Here is a 19661-nt window from a genome sequence, read left to right as displayed (position 1 = left end):
GCCTCAGGCTCCAAGCGTCGCGAGAACCGCGCTGCGACGGCGAAACAGCGGTTCGAGATCGTCGGTCGCGCCTTGATAGCGCTCCGTGAACTCGTTGAACGCGTTGAGCGCGTCATTGATGTCCTTGTCTTCGCGCACAGCGAATGCGTCGAAGCCGCAGCGCGCGTGGAACAGCAACTGATCGCGCAGCACGTCCCCGATTGCGCGCAACTCACCCGTCCACTGATAACGCTCGCGCAGCAAGCGGCCGATGGAAAAGCCGCGGCCATCGCGGAACACGGGAAAATCGACGGCGATCACGGCGATGTCGCCGAAATCGGCGACGAGATCGGCGGGTTCGTCGTCGGGCGCGAGCCACACGCCGAGTTCGTCCTTCGAATGCGCCGCGACGAGCGCCGCACGATGCTCCTTCCACAACGCGAACGGCACGAGCAACTTGCCGGCGGGCAGCGCATCGACTGCGGGCAGCGCGCCGTCTTCGGCGGCACGGACCACGGTGAAATCGTCATTGACGACGGAGCGGTTCTTGATAATCAAAGCCATCTGCAAAGTCCTCGGTCTCGTCGACGTTTAAGCGTGCGCCTGGCGCGATGCGTACACGCGCTCCTTGAACGGCGTCATGCCGATGCGGTTATACGTCTCGATGAAGCGCTCGCCTTCCACGCGGTTGTCGACGTAGGTGTCGATCACGCTCGACACGACATCCGGCATTTCATGCGCCGAGAACGACGGGCCGATGACCTTGCCGAGATGCGCGCCGGTCGCGCCCGAGCTTTGCTCGCCGCCTAGCGTCACCTGATACCACTCCGAGCCGTCCTTATCGACGCCCAGCACGCCGATGTTGCCGACGTGGTGGTGACCGCACGCGTTGATGCAGCCCGAGATGTTGAGCGACAGGTCGCCCAGGTCGTACACGTAGTCGGCGTTGCTGAAGCGCTCTTGAATGGCTTGCGCGATGGGAATGGACTTCGCATTCGCGAGCGAGCAGAAATCGCCGCCCGGGCACGCGATGATATCGGTCAGCAAACCGACGTTCGAGGTCGCGAAACCCACCGCCTTGGCGCGTTCCCACACGGCGTACAGATCGTGCTTCCTGACGTTGGCGAGAATCAGATTCTGCTCGTGCGATACGCGAATCTCACCGAAGGAGAATTCATCGGCGATAGCGGCGACATCGTCCATCTGCTGGTCGGTGGCGTCGCCCGGCGCAATGCCGGTGGGCTTGAGCGACAGCGTGACGGACGCGTAGCCCGACACCTTATGCGGACGCACATTGCGCTCGACCCAGCGCGCGAACGGCTTGCTGTCGATCAGATGCTTTTCATACGAGGCGTCGGTATCCGGCAGCTTTTCGTAGGCAGGCGGCGCGAAGTACTGCGACACGCGTGCGACTTCTTCCGCCGTGATGGTCGAAGGGCCGTCCTTCAGATGCTGCCACTCTTCCTCGACCTGCTTCGCGAACTTCTCCGGCGACAGCGCCTTCACGAGAATCTTGATACGCGCCTTATACATATTGTCGCGGCGGCCATAGCGGTTGTACACGCGCAGCACGGCTTCGCAATACGTAATGAGATGCTGCCAGGGCAAGTCTTCCTTGATGACCGCTCCGACGATCGGCGTGCGGCCGAGCCCGCCGCCCGCGAGAATGCTCGCGACGACTTCGCCCGCTTCGTTCTTCTTCAGATAGACGCCCAGATCGTGCACCTGCGTGGCCGCGCGATCCTCTTCCGAGCCGCACACCGCGATCTTGAACTTGCGCGGCAGCCATGCGAACTCGGGGTGGAACGTCGACCATTGACGCAGAATCTCGGCCCACGGACGCGGATCGACGAGTTCATCCGGCGCCACGCCCGCAAACTGATCCGCCGTGATGTTGCGGATGCAATTACCCGACGTCTGAATGGCGTGCATTTGCACCGATGCCAGCTTGCGCAGAATCTCGGGCGTCTCTTCCAGCTCGACCCAGTTGAACTGGATGTTGGTGCGCGTGGAAAAGTGGCCGTACCCACGATCGTGCTCGCGCGCGATGGTGGCGAGCATGCGCATCTGGTCGCTGCGCAGATTGCCGTACGGAATCGCGATGCGGTGCATGTAGGCGTGACGCTGCATGTACAGGCCGTTCTGCAGACGCAGCGGACGGAATTCCTCTTCGCTCAACTCGCCCGACAAGCGACGGCGAACCTGGTCGGCGTATTGCGCGACACGTTCGTCGACGATGCGCTGGTCGATCTGATCGTATTGGTACATTCGAGGCCCCAAGTTTTAGTTCGAACGCCTGCGTCCTAGGTTACGCGGCGCGTTGAGAATTCAGCCATTCCATATTGATTCGTCATCGCAAGCGCCGTTCCGACGCTTAATTCATTAGCTAATGACAAAAACAGATATGGATATTGGAAAAATTGGACTGATAGTAATAAACCTGCTATATATTGCAAACGACTTAAAACTTACTTTGATATGCCCTCAGGTAATAACGAAAGGGCAAAAAACGAAGGCACTACATGAATCTGCACCAGTTCCGCTTCGTCCGCGAGGCCGTGCGGCAGAACTTCAACCTGACCGAGGCCGCAAAGGCTTTATTTACCTCGCAGCCGGGCGTGTCGAAAGCGATCATCGAGCTCGAGGATGAACTCGGCGTCGAGATTTTCACACGCCACGGAAAGCGTGTCAGATCGCTGACCGAGCCGGGGCGCATCATTCTCGCATCGGTCGAAAAGATTCTGCAGGAAGTGGAAAGCCTGAAACGCGTCGGCAAGGACTACGCGGCGCAAGATCAGGGCAATCTCGTCATTGCCGCCACGCACACTCAGGCGCGCTACTCGCTGCCCTCGGCTATCGCGGAATTCAAGAAGCGCTTTCCCAAGGTGCATCTTTCGATTCTGCAAGGCAGCCCGACGCAAGTCGCGGAAATGGTCATCCACGATCAGGCGGATGTGGCTATCGCGACGGAAGCCATCGCCAACTATAAAGAACTGATTTCGCTGCCCTGCTTCCAGTGGCAGCATCTGGCCGTCATGCCGGCCGATCATCCGCTGCTGGAACGCAAGCTTCTCACGCTCGACGATCTAGTGCAGTACCCGCTCATCACTTATGAAGCGGCGTTTGCCGGCCGCAGCAAGATCAATCAGGCGTTTGCGTTGCGCAGTCTCACGCCGGATATCGTGCTCGAAGCCATCGACGCCGATGTCATCAAGACTTATGTCGAACTCGGGCTCGGCGTGGGAATCATGGCGGACATCGCGTTCAATCCGGAGCGCGACAAGCATTTGCGCGCGATGCCGGTTGGCCACTTGTTCGGCACGAACGTGACGCGGCTTGCGCTCAAACAGGGCGCGTATTTGCGCAGCTATGTGTATACGCTCGTCGAACTGCTGTCGCCGTCGATGAATCGCAAGCTGATCGAGCAGGCGCTTTCGGGCGACCACGAAAGCTACGAACTCTGATCGCCACTAGTCTTGAGTAATAGAGACGCAGAAGAACCCATCACCCTCCTGGAGAGCTTTTCGATGAAGTTGTCGATGTTCACGCGCCGGCTCATGGCCGGCGTTGCCTTGTCCGCGCTGGCCGCTGCCGCGCACGCGCAACTGAAAGTAGGCGTGGACCTGTCGAGCACGGGCCCCGCCGCGACCATCGGCATCACCAGCAAGAACGCGATGTTGATGTGGCCGAAAACCATCGCCGGGCAGAACGCGGAGTACATCATCCTCGATGACGGCTCGGACCCGGGCGCGGCCGTGCGCAACATCCGCAAGCTCATCACCGAGGATCGTGTCGATGTGATCGTCGGCCCGAACATCACGCCGGCCGCGCTCGCGGCGCTCGATCCCGTGGCGGAATACCAGACACCGATGATCACGCTGATCGGTTCGGCTTCGGTGGTCGAGCCGCAGGAAGGCAAGAAGGTCTGGGCCTTCAAGATGGCGCAGACCGACCGCGCCATGGCCGACGTGATGACGCGCTACATGGCGAATCATGGCGTGAAGACGGTCGGTTTCATCGGCTTCGCGGATAGCTACGGCGACAGCTGGTTCAACGAGTTCGGCAAGTTCGCGGAGTTGCGTCACATCAAGATTGTCGCGAGCGAGCGCTTCAACCGGACCGACGCGAGCGTGACGGGGCAAATTCTCAAGCTGATGTCCGCGAAGCCCGATGCGGTGCTGATCGCCGGCGCGGGCACGCCGACCGTTTTGCCGCAGCGCACGCTGGTCGAGCGCGGCTACAAGGGCGCGATCTATCAGACGCACGGCATCGCGACGCCGGAGTTCATCAAGCTGGGCGGCAAGGATGTGGAAGGCACGCTCTTCCCGACGCAGCCCGTGGTCGTCGCGCGCACGCTGCCGGCCGATCATCCTTCGAAGAAAGCGGCGCTGGCGTTCGTGAGCGCTTATGAAGAAAAGTACGGCAAGAGCACCGTGACGCAATTTGCCGGCGATGCGGCGGGCGTGTACCCGCGTTTGCAGGATGCCGTGGCGCGCGCGCTTAAGACCGCGAAACCGGGTACGAAAGAATTTCGCGTGGCTTTGCGGTCGGAACTGGAGCACGCGCATGAGCTCGTCGTACCGAATGGCGTCGTGAACACGAGCGCGACGGATCACGTCGGGCTGGATCAGCGCGCAAGCGTGATGGGCGTGATCAAGGACGGACAGTTCACTTATTTGAGTCAGTGAAGGCGTGCTTGCGGGCGGCTTGTCGAACCGGCTTGCCCACGGCGGATTTTTGCGCCATAATCGCGGACTCGATTTGCTGCTCCTCGCGAGTGGCATTTTTGAAGGCCCAGGTGGTGAAATTGGTAGACGCAGGGGACTCAAAATCCCCCGCCGCAAGGCGTGCCGGTTCGATTCCGGCCCTGGGCACCAAAAATTGATGAAAAAGCCGCTCTTTTTAGAGCGGCTTTTTTGCGTTTGGGCGACCGATGCGGGGCTTTAGCGCTTCATACCTTCCTCGAGTTCAGCTTTTGCACGCTCTGCCATCAGCCTCCGGCGCAACCATCGCTCGTAGTAAGGCATGGTGAAATACATACCTCCGCACACTACGACCACGATTCCATATTCCTTAAAAAACCCAATCACGAGGTCCAACATTTTTCCACCTCTTCCTTGTAGCGCGTCAAATGCATGGAAATTACATAGTAGGTCAAAGCTTCCAAGATGGAATTCATGTTTAGTAATGCTTTGAAATCCTCACTGAATGAAGCCAGTAGCAAGTATATCCACAGAAGAACCCCGCCTAGCGAGGCGAAAATTCCCAGATTCGCAATAAATATCGCCTGCCGAAAATGCCTATATAGCTGCCGTCCCGCAGTCACTTCAAGCAAGTCGTGTGGCAACGCGGCCACCGCAAGATTCAAACTGATCCCCGATGCGACAAGCGAGATTGGAAAGAACTCGCTCTGATCCGACTGCCTCATCGCGACACGTAACAAGTATTCGATCACGCCCATGAAGATCGGCAGAAGAAGAACCAACTGCCGCGTCGTCGATTCGAAACCGCTGGATTTCATCGTCGTGCCCGCTCGTTTGCATTGACCGCCAATTTCGCCGATGCCGCGTGCATCGGGTAGTCGGCCAATCGGCCAGGACAAGGTCGCTAATACCTGTTTTATGCGGCGCAACGCACATATTCAGCCTTCAAACTTCGCGTTTTCCCCTACACGATCATTACGCCTATGTGCGCAATCGCGTAGACGCGTTTCACCGGGAGTCGCAAAAATAGGCTCCCGCTCGGCATTCAGGACTCCGGCGCAGGGTGCATCGCGAGGATGCGTGCCTGCGCAGGCGACCGCTTTCGGCTTCCTTAGGAGTTCCGATGTCGTGACCCGCCCGCGCCATGTGTCGGGCCATAACTCCAATAGGGTGCGACATGAACCGACCAGAATATTCGCTGACGCTCGATTCGGTGATTTGCCGCCGCTGTAACGCCGTTTCGCGCGCAGAAGAAGAAACGTGCCCTTCTTGCGGGTCCGATCGGCAGGGCGCGATCTTCACGACGCGATCCGATCCTGTCGCGCCCATTGCATCCGCGGCGCCCGCGGCCGCCGCTGCCGCCGCGCCGATGCCAGGGCAACTCGACATCACCGATCTGCGCGATACGGGCTGGCTGACGCGTCTCGTTCGTCGCAGGATGGTGACGTCCTACCCGAGTCTTGCCGAGCCGGGCGACCTGCCGCCCGAGGCCGAGCGCAAACCGGCGAGGAAGGGACTGGCGGTGCTCATTGGCGGCGTGGTCGCGGGACTCGCCGCGGGCGGATACCTTTACGTGCAATCGGACGGAGGCGTCGTCACGTCGAACCGGCCGGTGATCAGCGCGGCTGGATCGATTGGAAATGGTGCGTCGGCGGCGCGCGGCGCGGGCGACGAGAAGCGTGCCGGACTCGACCAATCGAGAGCGGTCGCGGAACAGGCACGCACGCTCGCATCGGCTGACGACGATGCGAAACGTGTTCGTGCAGATGACGCGCAAAGGCTTGCTAGTCGCGCGAATTCGGCCGATGCGAGTTCGCGTCGGGCACCCGATGCATCCTCTGCGGGCGGTTCCGTGGCGATCGCCGGCGTGACAGCGGGAGCATCGGCGACACCGTCGGGCAATCGGCCTATGGCGACCGCAATGGCCGATCATCGTGCGACGAACGCCGGGCTTGGGAATTCGACGGTTGCGAAGCCCCCATTGAGAACGGAGCCGAAATCCGCTGCTCTGGCTCTGGCATCGACGAGTCAGGCTCCGCAGTCCGCGACTATGCCGGTGGTGAAAACCGCATCGATCGCCGATGCGGGTGTGTCTACCGGCGCAGTGGTATCGCAAAGCAAGCCGTCGGCGGGCGGCGGCACTGTTTCCGTGCAAACGCCGGCAGCTTCCGCGCTTGGCGCATCGCAGAACAAGGCTTTGGCGTCGAATGCGGCTGGTGCTGGTGACGCCGGTGCATCGACGGTGAAACCGGCATCGCCCGGCAATGCCACGATGGCGAGCGGCTCATCGAACAAGGCCCCCGCGAACGATGCGATCGGCACACGGGAAGCAGTCGCGGCCGGTACCGATGGCAAGAAGAATGTGAACGCCGCACAACCGGCAGCGCCTTCGCTCGCCGCTCACAGCGCGCCTGGAGCGGTCGCGTCGCCTGCGACGCAAACGGCGGCGAACTCGAAGCCTGAGAATGGCTCGACGTCATCGAAGCCGGCGACGCAGACCGTAGCGGGTGTCGCCACCCCGGCGGATGCTTCGCGGGGCAACGCGGCGGCATCGAAGACGGCATCGAACGGCATTGCATCGACGACTGCAAAGCCGGTGATGCAGACCGCGGCCGCTAGCGCCAACACGCCCGATACGTCGCGAAGCAACGCGACGACGACAACATCAGAAACAACCGCAAGCGGGAAGCCGGCGACGCAGACCGCAGCCGGCGCTGTCACCGCAGCGGATACGTCGCGAAGCAACGCGACGACATTGGCAGCTTCAAAGACCGCATCGCCAAGCGCGAAGCCGGCTGCGCAGACCGCGGTCGCCAACGCGCCCGAAGCCTCCCAACACAGCCCGGCAGCCGGAAACGCAGCGTATCCCGCCCCGACCCCTCTCGCATCGACACAAACCGCCGCGACCGTCATCGCGCAGGACGCTTCCCGCAACCACGCGACCACGTCGGCCGCGAGCGCATCCGCCGCTCCATCACCGAAGACAGCATCGATCGCCGCCAAACCCGCCGATACCCATCCGCCGCAAGAATCACCCGCCGTGGCCCGCAACATCGCCGCCGTCCAGCAGGCGCTCGCCAATCGCGACCTGGCTGCCGCCCGCCGCAACCTGCGCGTCCTCGCTTCAAGCCAATCGCGCAACCCGGAAGTTCAACAACTCGCAGCCGATGTCACCCGCCAGGAACGCGCCCGCGACAGCGCCGTGGCAAGCGCCCGCTCGTGCCCGTTGAACAAGGACCCGTCCTGCGCGGTCCGCAATGCCCGGCGCGCCGTGGCGCTCGACCCGCGCAACGCGCAAACGCAAGCAGTCCTGCGCCACGCGACGGCCGCGCAATACGAAGCGAACATCGCCTACTTCAGTCAAGGCGCGGCCATCCCGGCGCCCGCGGTGCCCGCGATGACCTTCGATGGCCGCTGGAGCGTGGGATCGCACCACGCGCCCGTGACGAGCCTCGCGGAAGACCGTTCCAACGCGACGCTCTTCGGCTGGGGCGTGCCGACGGTGGCGAAGGGTCGCGGCGACGCGCATTGAGCAACGGCGGAGGCAATCGCTCGCATGCCCCCGCCGCTTGCTAGAATCGCCGCTTCAACCCCGCCTATCCGATGGACCTCGAAACCCTCCTCTTCTCCCAAGGCTTCGGGTCGCGCCGCCAATGCCGCGGACTCGTCGCCGAAGGCCGCGTATGTATCGGTGGCGATGTTTGCGCCGATCCCCACGCGAGCATTTCCCTCACGCCATCGCCCGAATTCGAAGTGGACGGGCACGCCTGGACGTATCGCGAGAAAGCCTACATCGCGCTGAACAAGCCGCCCGGCTACGAATGTTCGCGCGATCCGCAACATCACCTGAGCATCTTTCACCTGTTGCCGCCGCAGTTGATCGAGCGCGGCGTGCAGCCCGTCGGCAGGCTCGATCAGGACACCACCGGCCTGCTTCTGCTCTCCGATGACGGCGCCTTCGTGCATGCCTTCACGTCGCCCAAGCGCAAGGTGCCGAAGCTGTATCTGGCGACGACGCGTCACCCCATCGACGATGCACAACTCGCGCGCCTCGTCGAAGGCGTCCTGTTGCACGGCGAGACGAAGCCGAGCGCCGCGCTTGCGGCCACGCGACGCGACGAACATCTGCTCGAACTCACCGTGCAGGAAGGCAAATACCATCAGGTGAAGCGCATGGTCGCGGCGGCCGGCAACCGGGTGGAGAAACTGCATCGCGAGCGCGTGGGCGGTTATGCTTTGCCTGAGTCCCTGGCCGAAGGCGCGTGGCGCTGGCTCGACGAGACCGATCTCGCCGCGCTGCGGGACTCACGCACGTCATAGCATCGGCTGCGCGCCGATCACTTTCAGGGTCGACGACATCATGCAACTCGCGGCGAGACGGCGCTTCATCACTCTGGCACTGGCGGCGTGCGCTGCGGGCTTCGGTCCGTCGCGCGCGTGGGCAACGGCAGTCACGGCCGCGTCCGATGACGAAGAGCTCGCCGACGGCCTGCCCTACGGCCCGACTTCGCGGCAACGGCTCGACGTCTACGCGCCCGAAGAGGCCTCGCAACATGCGCGTCCGGTGATCGTGTATTTCTACGGCGGAAGCTGGCAAGCCGGCCAGCGCGCCGATTCGCGCGGCGTGGCCGACGCGCTCGCGCAACGCGGCTTCGTCGCGGTGACGCCGGATTACCGCGTATATCCGGAAACCGTCTTCCCTGGCTTCCTTGCCGATGCCGCCGCCTCGGTGCGCTGGGCGCGCGATCACGCGCATGAGTTCGGCGGCGACCCGGAGCGCATCTTCGTGATGGGACATTCGGCGGGCGCGCATATCGCGGCGATGCTAGCCACCGACGGCCGCTATCTGCAAGCGCAAGGCATGGCGAAGGAATCGTTGCGCGGCATGATCGGGCTCGCCGGGCCGTATGTCGCCATTCCGTCCGAGCCGCACATGGGCGACATCTTTCCGGCAGCGGAGCGCGCCGAAACGCTGCCGATCGACTTCATTTCCGGCAACGAGCCGCCGATGCTTCTCGCCACCGGCACCGCCGATAACGTCGTCGATCCGCGCAACAGCGAGCGCTTCGCCGCGGCGTTGCGCGCGCACGACGATAGCGTCGAGCTCAAGCGCTATCCGGGCTACGACCACGGGCGCATCGTCGATGCCTTCACCGCGTCGGCACACGCAAATTCCCCGATTCTGGCCGATGTCGCCGCGTTTATCGGCGCGCATTGATCCTGCAAATCGGTGTAAGCCCTGAACGCGAGGCGTTGCACCGCAGCATGCTTTCCGGCGTCCGTATTCATATACTCAAAGCACGGACACCAGAATGACTATCAAAAAAGCAGGAGGGCATCATGTTCGCCCACACCACCGTTGCGCTGATCGCGTTCGCCGCACTGAGCGTTGTTCTTATCGGGGCATTGGCCGTCGCCATGCACATGCGGCACAAGTATTCGCCGAATCTGATCGGCGCGTTGATCGGCGCGCTGATGTGCTTCATCCTGCTCGAAACCTTGCCCGCGCTCATTTAGCGGGCCGCGCGCTCGCTTGCCGTCGCGCGCAGGAAGTCGGAAACGGTCGGATAACGCAGCGCGTAACCGAGCTCGCGCTTCAGGCGCGCGTTGGCGAGTCGTCGCGATTCGCGCATGAACGAAAGCGTAACCGGTTCGAGCTGCGTCGCGGCTTCCTCGCGCGAGATGCGCGGCACGCGCGGCAGTCCGTAGGCATCGGCGACGAGATCGAAATAGTCGGCCATGCGCAGGTCCGTATCGTCGGATGCGTTGATGACTCTTTGCGGCCGCATGCGTTCGAGCGCGCGCACGAGGATGGCCGCGAGATCGTCGGCGTGAATGTGATTCGTGTAGACGTCCTCGCTCGCCAGAAGCGCCGGCATGCGCTTCTCGATGCGCGCCACGGGCAAACGATTCGCCGCATAAATTCCCGGAATCCGCACGATCGACACGTGCCAGCCGCTCGTCGCGCCTGCATGCCGCAGTTGCCGTTCCGCCGATACGCGGCGCCGGGCGCGCTCGTTCTCCGGACGCGCGCGCCGCGTTTCATCGATATGCGCGCCGGCGCAATCGCCGTAGACGCCCGTCGTGCTCGCGTACACGAAGCGCGTGCCCGTCGCGAAAGAGGCGTCGGGTACAATGAACGACCTTCGGACAATGCGCGAACCCGGTTGCATCGGGCCACGCGCGACGGAGCGGCGCGGTGCGCGCAACGCGGCGATGAGCGCACGCGTGCGGGTATCGGCGGCGCCATCGCGTTGCGGCGGCGCGAGATGCAAGACCGTCTTCGCAATACCGGCCAGGCGCCGCAGCGACCGGCGCGCGTCGAGGTCGCCGCCAATGGGCAGCGCGCCCGCGGCACGCAACTCGCCCGCGCGTTCAGGATGATGCGTAAGCGCGATCACGCGCGGCGCGGCGGCGCGGTTTTGCAGAAGCGGCAACGCGCGCATGCCGACATCGCCGCATCCGACGACAAGCACGCGCGAGCGGCGCAAAGTTCGAGTGGCGATCATGCCGAGCATTGTATCCGCGGCAGTCATTGTCGACGGCTCCATGACTCGCGGCATCGCACGGAACACTCCTTCACGAGACAGCAAGAATTCGATCTATGGCTTTCAATGTAACGCTCCGGCAAAGCGGCCGGCAGTTTCAGGTGGAACCCGATGAACCGGTCCTGACGGCCGCTTTGCGCCAGGGTATCGGTCTGCCTTACGGGTGCAAGAACGGCGCGTGCGGCTCCTGCAAGGGGTCCGTGGTCCAGGGCGAAATCGAGCAGGCGCCGCATTCTTCGTCCGCCCTCTCGAACGACGAAAAAACGCGCGGCATGGCGCTCTTCTGCTGCGCGACCGCGCAGACCGATCTCACCATCGACGTGCGCGAAGTCGCGGGTGTCGGCGACGTGCAGGTGAAGAAGCTGCCCTGCCGCGTGAACGCGCTCGAACGCAAGGCCGACGACGTCATCGAACTGAAACTGCAACTGCCCGCCAACGAACGTCTGCAATATCTCGCGGGGCAGTACATCGAATTCATTCTGAAGGACGGCAAACGTCGCAGCTATTCGATGGCGAGTCCGCCGCATCACGAAGGCCCGCTCGAACTGCACGTGCGTCACATGCCCGGCGGCACGTTCACGGACCACGTCTTCGGCGCGATGAAGGAACGCGACATCCTGCGCTTCGAAGGTCCGCTCGGCACGTTCTTTCTGCGCGACGAATCCGACAAGCCCATCGTGCTGCTCGCGTCGGGCACGGGCTTCGCGCCGATCAAGGCGATCATCGAGCATGCGGTGTTCAAGAACCTCAATCGCCCGATGACACTCTACTGGGGCGGCCGTCGCAAGAAAGACCTCTACATGATGGCGCTTGCCGAGCAATGGGCGCGCGAAGTGCCGAACTTCAAGTTCGTGCCGGTGCTCTCCGAACCCGACGCCGACGACGCATGGACCGGCCGCACGGGGTTCGTTCATCGTGCTGTCATCGAAGATCTGCCAGACTTGAGCGCTCATCAGGTGTACGCGTGCGGCGCGCCGGTGATGGTGGAATCGGCGCAGCGCGACTTCACGTTGCATCATCGCTTGCCGGAAGACGAGTTCTACGCGGACTCGTTCACGAGCGCGGCGGATCTCGCGCATCCGGTCTGAATCGCCAAAGGTGCCAGCCTGCGAACCTGCGCGCGGATAAAAATTCGCGCGCACGGTTTACAGGCGGGAACTTGATAACGTATCCTTCGCGAATGAACTCGATCCTGATTCACCTTCGCGCACTTCGACGTCGCTGCTCGCCGCTTCCCTAGGGATGCCGCTGGCTCGTCACGCATTTGCGCGCAAAGGTTCGGTTTGTTCAACGCGCAAGAAATGAAGCCACGGATATCCGTGGCTTTTGTTTTTTTCGGCTCGCCGTTCTTCTCGCTTCCTTTCCTTCGTCACTGCTTTCGTGGAGCCTGCTGTCATGAATTTCAATGAGTACCCCGTCGATTCGCTGATGTACATCACGAACCGCCCCGAGATCGTGTTCACGCACGGCAAAGGCTCCTGGATTTACGACAACACCGGCAAGCGATATCTCGACTTCATTCAGGGCTGGGCTGTCAATTCGCTCGGCCATTGCAACGAAGGCATGATCGAAGCACTGGAAAAGCAGGCGCGCACGCTCATCAACCCGTCGCCCGCGTTCTACAACGCGCCTATGGCGCAGCTCGCGGGTCTGCTCACCGCCAACAGTTGCTTCGACAAGGTGTTCTTCGCCAACAGCGGCGCGGAAGCCAACGAAGGCGCGATCAAGCTCGCGCGCAAGTGGGGACGCAAGTTCAAAAACGGCGCGTATGAAATCATCACGTTCGACCACAGTTTCCATGGCCGCACGCTCGCGACCATGTCGGCAAGCGGCAAGCCGGGCTGGGACACCATCTACGCACCGCAAGTGCCGGGCTTTCCGAAGGCCGATCTGAACGACATCGCATCGGTGGAAAAGCTCATCACGGAAAAGACCGTCGCCGTGATGCTCGAACCGATTCAGGGCGAAGGTGGCGTGATTCCGGCCACGCGCGAATTCATGCAGCAATTGCGCGATCTGACGAAGCAACACAACCTGCTCTTGATCGTCGATGAAGTGCAAAGCGGATGCGGCCGCGCGGGAACGCTCTTCGCCTACGAACTGTCGGGCATCGAGCCGGACATCATGACGCTCGGCAAGGGTATTGGCGGTGGCGTGCCGCTGGCAGCGCTCCTTTCGACGGCGGCAATCGAATGTTTCGAACCGGGCGATCAGGGCGGCACCTACAACGGCAATCCGTTGATGACGGCAGTGGGTTACTCGGTGATCTCGCAACTCGTCGCGCCCGGCTTTCTCGAAGGCGTGCGCGAGCGTGGCGAATATCTGAAGTCCGAGTTGTTGAAGCTGTCCGCCGAGCGCGGCTTCAGGGGCGAGCGCGGCGAAGGTTTGTTGCGCGCGCTTCTGCTCGATAGCGACAAGGGTCCGCAGATCGTCGAAAAGGCGCGTCTGTTGCAACCCGACGGCCTGCTGCTCAACGCCGCGCGTCCGAATCTATTGCGCTTCATGCCCGCGCTGAACGTGACGAAGGACGAGATCGACCAAATGCTGAAAATGCTGCGCACCGTGCTGGATGCGCTGTGATCATCCGTACGTTCGATGCAAGCGATCGCGAAGCCGTGATCGCCCTGTGGCGCGATGTCTTCCCCGAATACGCGGATGCATCGCGGCCGCAGCGCGATCCGGCATTGTCGATCGCCAACAAGATGAGCACGCAGCCGGAGTTGTTCTTCGTCGGAACGGTCGAGGACCGCGTGGTCGGCACGGTGATGTCCGGCTACGACGGTCATCGCGGCTGGGTTTATTCGCTGGCCGTGGCGCCCGCGTTACGCCGGCGCGGCTATGGCGCAACGCTCATGCGCCATGCCGAAGAAGCGCTCGCGGCACGCGGATGCCCGAAAGTGAATCTGCAGATACTCGCGGTCAAGACCGAACTACGCGGCTTCTATGAAAAGCTCGGGTATCGGATGGATGAAGTCGTGAGCCTCGGCAAGCGGCTATAAACGTCTCTATAAACGCGGCTATAAAAAAAGCCCTTCCGTGGAAGGGCTTTCGAACGACTCAAGCACTATTTACTCGCCGAGATACGCGGCACGCACCTTCGGATCGTCGAGCATGATCTTGGCGTCGCCGGACATGGTGACCACGCCCGAGTCCATCACGTAGCCGCGATTCGCCGCCTGCAACGCCAAACGCGCGTTCTGTTCGACGAGCAACACCGTCAGCCCTTCCGACGAAATCTCCCGCACCACCTCGAAAATCTTCTCGACCATGATGGGTGAAAGACCCATCGACGGCTCATCGAGCAGAAGCAGTTTCGGACGCGACAACAACGCGCGCGCCATGGCGAGCATCTGCTGTTCGCCGCCCGACAGCGTTCCCGCATATTGCGATGCGCGCTCCTTCAGACGCGGGAAGAAGCCGAACATGCGGTCGGTGTCCTTCTGAATCTGGTCGGCGTCGTTGCGCAGATAGGCGCCCATCTGCATGTTTTCCAGGATCGACATGCGCGCGAAGATGCCGCGGCCTTCCGGCACCATGGCAAGACCGCGCTTGAGCAACTCGTGCGTCGGCACGCCACGGATCGACTGACCCATGTATTCGATGTCGCCGCCCGAATACGGCTTGAGACCGGTGATGGCCTTCATCGTCGTGGTCTTGCCGGCGCCGTTCGCGCCGATCAGCGTGACGAGTTCGCCCTGTCCGACTTCCAGATCGACACCCTTCACCGCCTGGATGCCGCCGTAGTTCACCTGCAAACCCTTGACCTTCAACATTGCGCTTGGCGTCGCCATTAATGCACCCCCGCACCCAGATATGCCTCGATCACCTTCGGGTCCTTCTGCACGTCCTGCGGCAGACCCTCGGCGATCACCTTGCCGTAATCGAGCACCGTCATGCGGTTGCACAATCCCATCACGAGTTTCACGTCGTGTTCGATCAACAGAATCGTCTTGCCGTCGCTACGGATCTTGTCGAGCAGACGCGTAAGCTCCACTTTCTCCGTCGCGTTCATGCCGGCGGCCGGTTCGTCGAGGGCGAGCAGCTTCGGATCGGTCGCCAGTGCGCGCGCGATTTCCAAACGCCGCTGGTGGCCGTACGACAGATTGCGCGACGTGTAATCGGCGTATTGCAGCACGCCCACGTATTCGAGCAGCTCGAGCGCGCGCTCCTTGATCTCGCGCTCTTCGCGCCGCTCGGACGGCGTCTGAAACACCGCGCCGATGAGACCGTGCTTCGTGCGCACATGGCGTCCGACCATCACGTTTTCGAGCGCGGTCATGCCGCCGAAGAGCCGGATGTTCTGGAACGTGCGCGCAATGCCCGCCTTCGCCACCTGATACACCGCCGTCGGCGTATAGGCTTCGCCATCGAGCTTGAACACGCCCGAATCCGGCGTGTAAAGGCCCGTGATCACGTTGAAGAACGTGGTCTTGCCCGCGCCGTTCGGACCGATCAGACCGTAGATTTCGCCCGCCTTGATTTCGAGGCCGACATCCGACAAAGCCTGCAGCCCGCCGAAGCGCTTGTTGACGCCCTTCACGGACAGTCGCGTTTGCTTTTCGCTCATCTTTGAGTTCCCCGTTTAGGCGCGCACTGGCTTCTTGCTGCCGCGCTTCGCGATCTTCGCGATCTTGTCTTCGTGTTTCGGGGCCGGCCACAGGCCTTCCGAGCGATACAGCATGATCAGCACCATCGCGAGACCGTAGAGCAACTGGCGGATGACTTCGGTATCGACGATCTGATGACCGAAGATCGCGTTCTGCAGCGGACCCATGGTCGAGCGCAGGAATTCGGGGAACACGGCAAGCAGCACCGCGCCGAGAATCACGCCCGGGATATGGCCCATGCCGCCGAGCACCACGCACGCCAGCACGACGATCGATTCCCAGAACGTGAACGATTCCGGCGACACGAAGCCCTGGAACGCGCCGAACATCGAGCCCGACAGACCGCCGAAGGACGCGCCCATCGCGAAGGCCAGCAGCTTTACGTTACGCGTGTTGATGCCCATTGCCTTGGCGGCGATTTCGTCTTCGCGGATAGCGGCCCACGCCCGGCCGATACGCGAGTGCTGCAAGCGCGTGCACACCCAGATCACCAGCAACGCGCCGAGCACGAAGAGGTAGTAATACATGTACACGGACGGAAACTTCATGCCGAAGAACGTGTGCGTCTGCGAGAGGTTGAAGCCCGCGACGGTCACCGGATCGATACCGGTGATGCCCTTCGGACCGTTCGTGATGTTGATCGGACGATCGAGGTTGTTCATGAAGATCCGGATGATCTCGCCGAAGCCCAAGGTCACGATGGCGAGGTAGTCGCCGCGCAGACGAAGCGTCGGCGCACCGAGCAGCACACCGAAGGTCGCGGCCAGCGCCATCGCGCACGGCGCGATGATGAGGAACGGCACGTGCAGACCGCCCGGCGCGAGATGCGCGATCCACTCGAACTGCGAGGTCAGTTGCGGCGACGACAGCAGCGCTGCGACGTAAGCGCCGACCGCGTAGAACGCGATGTAGCCCAAATCGAGCAGGCCGGCGAAACCGACCACTACGTTCAGGCCCAGCGCGAGCATCACGTAGAGCATCGCGAAGTCGAGCACGCGCACCCAGTAGTTGCCGCCTGCCGCGCCGATGATCATCGGCGCCGCGATCACGAGCACCGTGGTGATGACGCCGACCACCAGCTTGCGGGTCGCGTTTTTCTCGGGAATGAGCGTCGTGGACGGCTCAATCGGTTGAATCGAAGTCATATTTTTTAGCTCCTCACGCGAGGGTTAAGCGCGATCCGCGACACGTTCGCCGAGCAGACCCGACGGACGGAACACGAGCACGATGATCAGCACGATGAAGGCGAACACGTCTTGATAGTTACTGCCGAAGACGCCGCCTGTCAGGTTGCCGATATAACCGGCGCCCAACTGTTCGATGAGACCCAGCAACACGCCCCCGACCATCGCGCCGCCCAGGTTGCCGATGCCGCCCAGCACCGCCGCCGTGAACGCCTTGAGACCGGGGATGAAGCCCATGTAGAAGTGCGCATTGCCGTATTCGGAGGCGATCATCACGCCGGCGAGTGCGGCAAGCGCCGAGCCGATCATGAAGGTCGCGGAAATCACGAAGTTCGGGTTCACGCCCATCAGCGATGCAACGCCTGGGTTCTCGGCGATTGCGCGCATGGCGCGGCCGAGCTTGGTCTTGTGCACGAGAAGGAGCAAGCCGCCCATCACGAGGAACGCGACCACGATGATGACGATTTCGGTCATCGAGATCACCGCGCCCGGACGGGTTTCGTCGGCGGCGATGACGTTGATCGGATCGGTCGGCAGCAACTGCGGGAACGCGAGGGGATTGCGGCCCCAGATCATCATCGCGAGCGTCTGCAAGAGAATGGACACGCCGATCGCGGTGATCAGCGGCGCGAGACGCGGCGCTTTACGAAGCGGACGGTACGCGACCTTTTCGATCGTGTAGCCCACCACCGCGCAGACCACGGCGGCAATCACAAGCGCGATGGTCAGCATGATCGGCCCGGGAATGCCCGGCGCGTGATTCTGCATCACGCCGATGGCCGACAGCGCGACCATGGCACCCACCATCAGCACGTCGCCGTGCGCGAAGTTGATGATGCCGAGAATCCCGTACACCATCGTATAGCCCAGTGCGATGATGGCGTAAATGCTGCCAAGCACCAGACCGTTGAGGACCTGCTGGATGAAAATATCCATATAACGCTCCTTAGCCCCGTGCGACCGGATTACGTCTTTATCACCGGCCGATAAACCGATGTGAAGCGAAATCTGGAGCAGCACTGCGCGTACTGATTAAAAAAACCGGTAAGGTTAATCGCCCGGGTCCCGCCTGCTGCCGGATCTGGCTGCAAACGTCTCCGAACGGTTTTCACGGAAGTCTTACTCCCATCCACTGCCACGAAGCCATGAGAACGGCGCTCAACGCGCGACGCCGCTTTCACACATCTCGCTTACTGCTTGACTACGTCCAGCACGTCCTTCCTTTTGTCCTTGAACTCGTAGAGCGTGATGGCGCCCGCCTTGAGGTCGCCTTTGTCGTCGAATGCGATATGCCCGGTCAGACCGTTAAAGTCCGTCGTGGCGATCGCCGCGAGCACCTTGGGCGCTTCGATTGAATTGGCGCGCTTCATGGCATCGACGATCACGTACATCGCGTCGTACGTGAACGGCGCATAAATCTGGACCGGCGCATGAAAGCGCGCTTCGTACTTCTGCGCGAAGTCGGCGCCCTTATCCATCTTCGAAAGCGCGAGCCCCGCTTCCGAGCAGACGATGTTCTGTACGGCGTCGCCCGCAAGTTCCACGAGCTTGCCGGTGCAGACTCCGTCGCCCGCCAGAATCTTCGCCTTGATGCCGAGCGCCGCCGCTTCCTTCGCGAATGGCCCGCCCGTTACGTCCATGCCGCCGTACATCACGACATCCGGCTGGATGCGTTTGATCTTCGTGAGGATCGCCTTGAAGTTGCGCGCCTTTTCGCTCGTGGCTTCCCGGGCGGCGAGCTTCGCGCCGCCGGCCTGCGCCGTCTTCGAGAATTCATCGGCAAGGCCGCGGCCGTAGGCGCTGGCGTCGTCGACCACCACGATTCTCTTCGCGTGCAGCGTCTTGATCGCGTAATTGGCGAGCACGGGGCCTTGCAGCGCGTCGGTCGCCACGACGCGAAACGTCGTCTTGTAGCCTTGCTTCGTGTATTCGGGATTGGTCGTCGACGGCGAAATTTGCGCGATGCCCGCATCGCTGTAAATCTTCGAAGCCGGAATCGACACGCCGGAGTTCATGTGGCCGATCACCGCGACCACATGGTCGTCGACGAGACGCTGCGCGGCTTCGGTGCCCACGCGCGGATCGGCTGCATCGTCCTGGCTGTCGAGTTCGAGGCGAATGGAGCGCCCGTCGATTGTCAAACCCTGCGCGCTGATCTCTTCGAGTGCGAGTCGCGCGCCGTTTTCATTGTCCCGGCCGAGATGTGCCTGCAATCCGGTAAGCGGCGCGGCGTGACCAATTTTGACGACCATTGCTTCGCTCGCGGCGGGGGCTGCCGCGGCCGACGCTGCGGCAGGTGCGGACACCGCGCTCGCCGCCGATGCCGGTGCGCTCGCTTCGCCCTCGCCCTTCTTGCCGCATGCGGTTGCCATTGCAACCGCAGCCGCGATGGACACGGCGTAAGCAAACTTGAATCGCATCAAATAGGTCTCCTGCGCCTTTCAAAACCGTTGCCGAGAGACCCCTCCGAGCCCAAGACGGGCGCATTGTAACGCTAAATATGAGACGAGCAATATTCTTGTGTGGCGGGGTTTTCCAGCATTGCAACCCGTTTTTTTTGACGATTTTCCGCGCAAGTCGCAACCGGGTTGCGATTCGTTTTTGTGCAGCAGTTGCACCATAACGGGAACGGGTTTATTC

General features: G+C 62.2%; 18 protein-coding genes and 1 tRNA gene. 10 read left to right on the top strand and 9 right to left on the bottom strand.

Annotated features, from left to right (window positions below; genetic code table 11):
* Positions 1-3 precede the first annotated feature (3 nt).
* Complete coding sequence (locus LDZ28_RS02975; protein WP_244827246.1) at positions 4-543, bottom strand: DUF934 domain-containing protein; 540 nt, start codon at positions 541-543, stop codon at positions 4-6.
* Between the two features lie 27 nt (positions 544-570).
* Positions 571-2247, bottom strand: coding sequence for a nitrite/sulfite reductase (locus tag LDZ28_RS02970; RefSeq protein ID WP_244827245.1), 1677 nt, complete (start codon positions 2245-2247; stop codon positions 571-573).
* 254 nt (positions 2248-2501) lie between these two features.
* Between LDZ28_RS02970 and LDZ28_RS02965 the strand changes: the two genes are divergently transcribed.
* From LDZ28_RS02965 to LDZ28_RS02955, 3 genes are all read left to right on the top strand, one after another.
* Positions 2502-3443, top strand: a complete 942-nt coding sequence (locus LDZ28_RS02965; protein WP_244827244.1) for a CysB family HTH-type transcriptional regulator — start codon at positions 2502-2504, stop codon at positions 3441-3443.
* A 63-nt stretch (positions 3444-3506) separates the two neighbouring features.
* The gene (locus tag LDZ28_RS02960; RefSeq protein WP_244827243.1) at positions 3507-4667 is read left to right on the top strand and encodes an ABC transporter substrate-binding protein; all 1161 of its coding nucleotides are present in this window, start codon (positions 3507-3509) and stop codon (positions 4665-4667) included.
* A gap of 104 nt (positions 4668-4771) precedes the next feature.
* Positions 4772-4856, top strand: a tRNA-Leu gene (locus tag LDZ28_RS02955).
* Positions 4857-5065: 209 nt separating this feature from the next.
* On the opposite strand, the gene LDZ28_RS02950 is transcribed toward LDZ28_RS02955, so the two are convergent.
* Complete coding sequence (locus tag LDZ28_RS02950) at positions 5066-5581, bottom strand: hypothetical protein (RefSeq protein ID WP_244827242.1); 516 nt, start codon at positions 5579-5581, stop codon at positions 5066-5068.
* Between the two features lie 278 nt (positions 5582-5859).
* On the opposite strand from LDZ28_RS02950, the gene LDZ28_RS02945 reads away from it, so the two are divergent.
* The 4 genes from LDZ28_RS02945 (at position 5860) to LDZ28_RS02930 (ending at position 10199) form a co-directional block, all read left to right on the top strand.
* Positions 5860-8214: a hypothetical protein gene (locus LDZ28_RS02945; protein WP_244827241.1), complete on the top strand. Its 2355-nt coding sequence runs from the start codon at positions 5860-5862 to the stop codon at positions 8212-8214.
* Positions 8215-8285: 71 nt separating this feature from the next.
* On the top strand, positions 8286-9002 hold the full coding sequence (locus LDZ28_RS02940) for a pseudouridine synthase (RefSeq protein WP_244827240.1): 717 nt from the start codon (positions 8286-8288) through the stop codon (positions 9000-9002).
* Between the two features lie 40 nt (positions 9003-9042).
* Positions 9043-9900, top strand: a complete 858-nt coding sequence (locus tag LDZ28_RS02935; protein WP_244827239.1) for an alpha/beta hydrolase — start codon at positions 9043-9045, stop codon at positions 9898-9900.
* Positions 9901-10022: 122 nt separating this feature from the next.
* Positions 10023-10199, top strand: a complete 177-nt coding sequence (locus LDZ28_RS02930; RefSeq protein WP_244827238.1) for a hypothetical protein — start codon at positions 10023-10025, stop codon at positions 10197-10199.
* On the opposite strand, the gene LDZ28_RS02925 is transcribed toward LDZ28_RS02930, so the two are convergent.
* A complete protein-coding gene (locus LDZ28_RS02925; RefSeq protein WP_244827972.1) occupies positions 10196-11191 on the bottom strand; it encodes an NAD-dependent epimerase/dehydratase family protein in 996 nt (331 codons plus the stop codon). The two genes, LDZ28_RS02930 and LDZ28_RS02925, sit on opposite strands and share 4 nt — an antisense overlap.
* Before the next feature lie 95 nt (positions 11192-11286).
* Between LDZ28_RS02925 and LDZ28_RS02920 the strand changes: the two genes are divergently transcribed.
* The 3 genes from LDZ28_RS02920 to LDZ28_RS02910 all read left to right on the top strand — a co-directional run bounded on the left by LDZ28_RS02920 (position 11287) and on the right by LDZ28_RS02910 (position 14229).
* Complete coding sequence (locus tag LDZ28_RS02920; protein WP_244827237.1) at positions 11287-12318, top strand: CDP-6-deoxy-delta-3,4-glucoseen reductase; 1032 nt, start codon at positions 11287-11289, stop codon at positions 12316-12318.
* A gap of 307 nt (positions 12319-12625) precedes the next feature.
* Positions 12626-13810 carry an acetylornithine transaminase gene (locus LDZ28_RS02915; RefSeq protein WP_244827236.1) on the top strand — a complete coding sequence of 395 codons (1185 nt, stop codon included), beginning with the start codon at positions 12626-12628 and terminating at the stop codon, positions 13808-13810.
* On the top strand, positions 13807-14229 hold the full coding sequence (locus LDZ28_RS02910; protein WP_244827235.1) for a GNAT family acetyltransferase: 423 nt from the start codon (positions 13807-13809) through the stop codon (positions 14227-14229). The genes LDZ28_RS02915 and LDZ28_RS02910 overlap by 4 nt, the downstream gene beginning before the upstream one ends.
* Positions 14230-14298: 69 nt before the next feature.
* On the opposite strand, the gene LDZ28_RS02905 is transcribed toward LDZ28_RS02910, so the two are convergent.
* The 5 genes from LDZ28_RS02905 to LDZ28_RS02885 all read right to left on the bottom strand — a co-directional run bounded on the left by LDZ28_RS02905 (position 14299) and on the right by LDZ28_RS02885 (position 19441).
* A complete protein-coding gene (locus LDZ28_RS02905; protein WP_370652081.1) occupies positions 14299-15003 on the bottom strand; it encodes an ABC transporter ATP-binding protein in 705 nt (234 codons plus the stop codon).
* A 17-nt stretch (positions 15004-15020) separates the two neighbouring features.
* Positions 15021-15797 (bottom strand): ABC transporter ATP-binding protein, encoded by a 777-nt coding sequence (locus tag LDZ28_RS02900; RefSeq protein ID WP_244827233.1) that lies wholly within the window; start codon positions 15795-15797, stop codon positions 15021-15023.
* A gap of 15 nt (positions 15798-15812) precedes the next feature.
* On the bottom strand, positions 15813-16982 hold the full coding sequence (locus LDZ28_RS02895; protein ID WP_244827232.1) for an ABC transporter ATP-binding protein: 1170 nt from the start codon (positions 16980-16982) through the stop codon (positions 15813-15815).
* 24 nt (positions 16983-17006) lie between these two features.
* Positions 17007-17957 carry a branched-chain amino acid ABC transporter permease gene (locus LDZ28_RS02890; protein ID WP_244827231.1) on the bottom strand — a complete coding sequence of 317 codons (951 nt, stop codon included), beginning with the start codon at positions 17955-17957 and terminating at the stop codon, positions 17007-17009.
* Positions 17958-18211: 254 nt separating this feature from the next.
* A complete protein-coding gene (locus LDZ28_RS02885; RefSeq protein ID WP_244827230.1) occupies positions 18212-19441 on the bottom strand; it encodes a branched-chain amino acid ABC transporter substrate-binding protein in 1230 nt (409 codons plus the stop codon).
* Between the last annotated feature and the right edge of the window lie 220 nt (positions 19442-19661).

It is taken from the genome of Caballeronia sp. TF1N1 (assembly GCF_022878925.1).
Taxonomy (GTDB): domain Bacteria; phylum Pseudomonadota; class Gammaproteobacteria; order Burkholderiales; family Burkholderiaceae; genus Caballeronia.
This window is presented reverse-complemented; position numbering and strand designations above follow the sequence as displayed.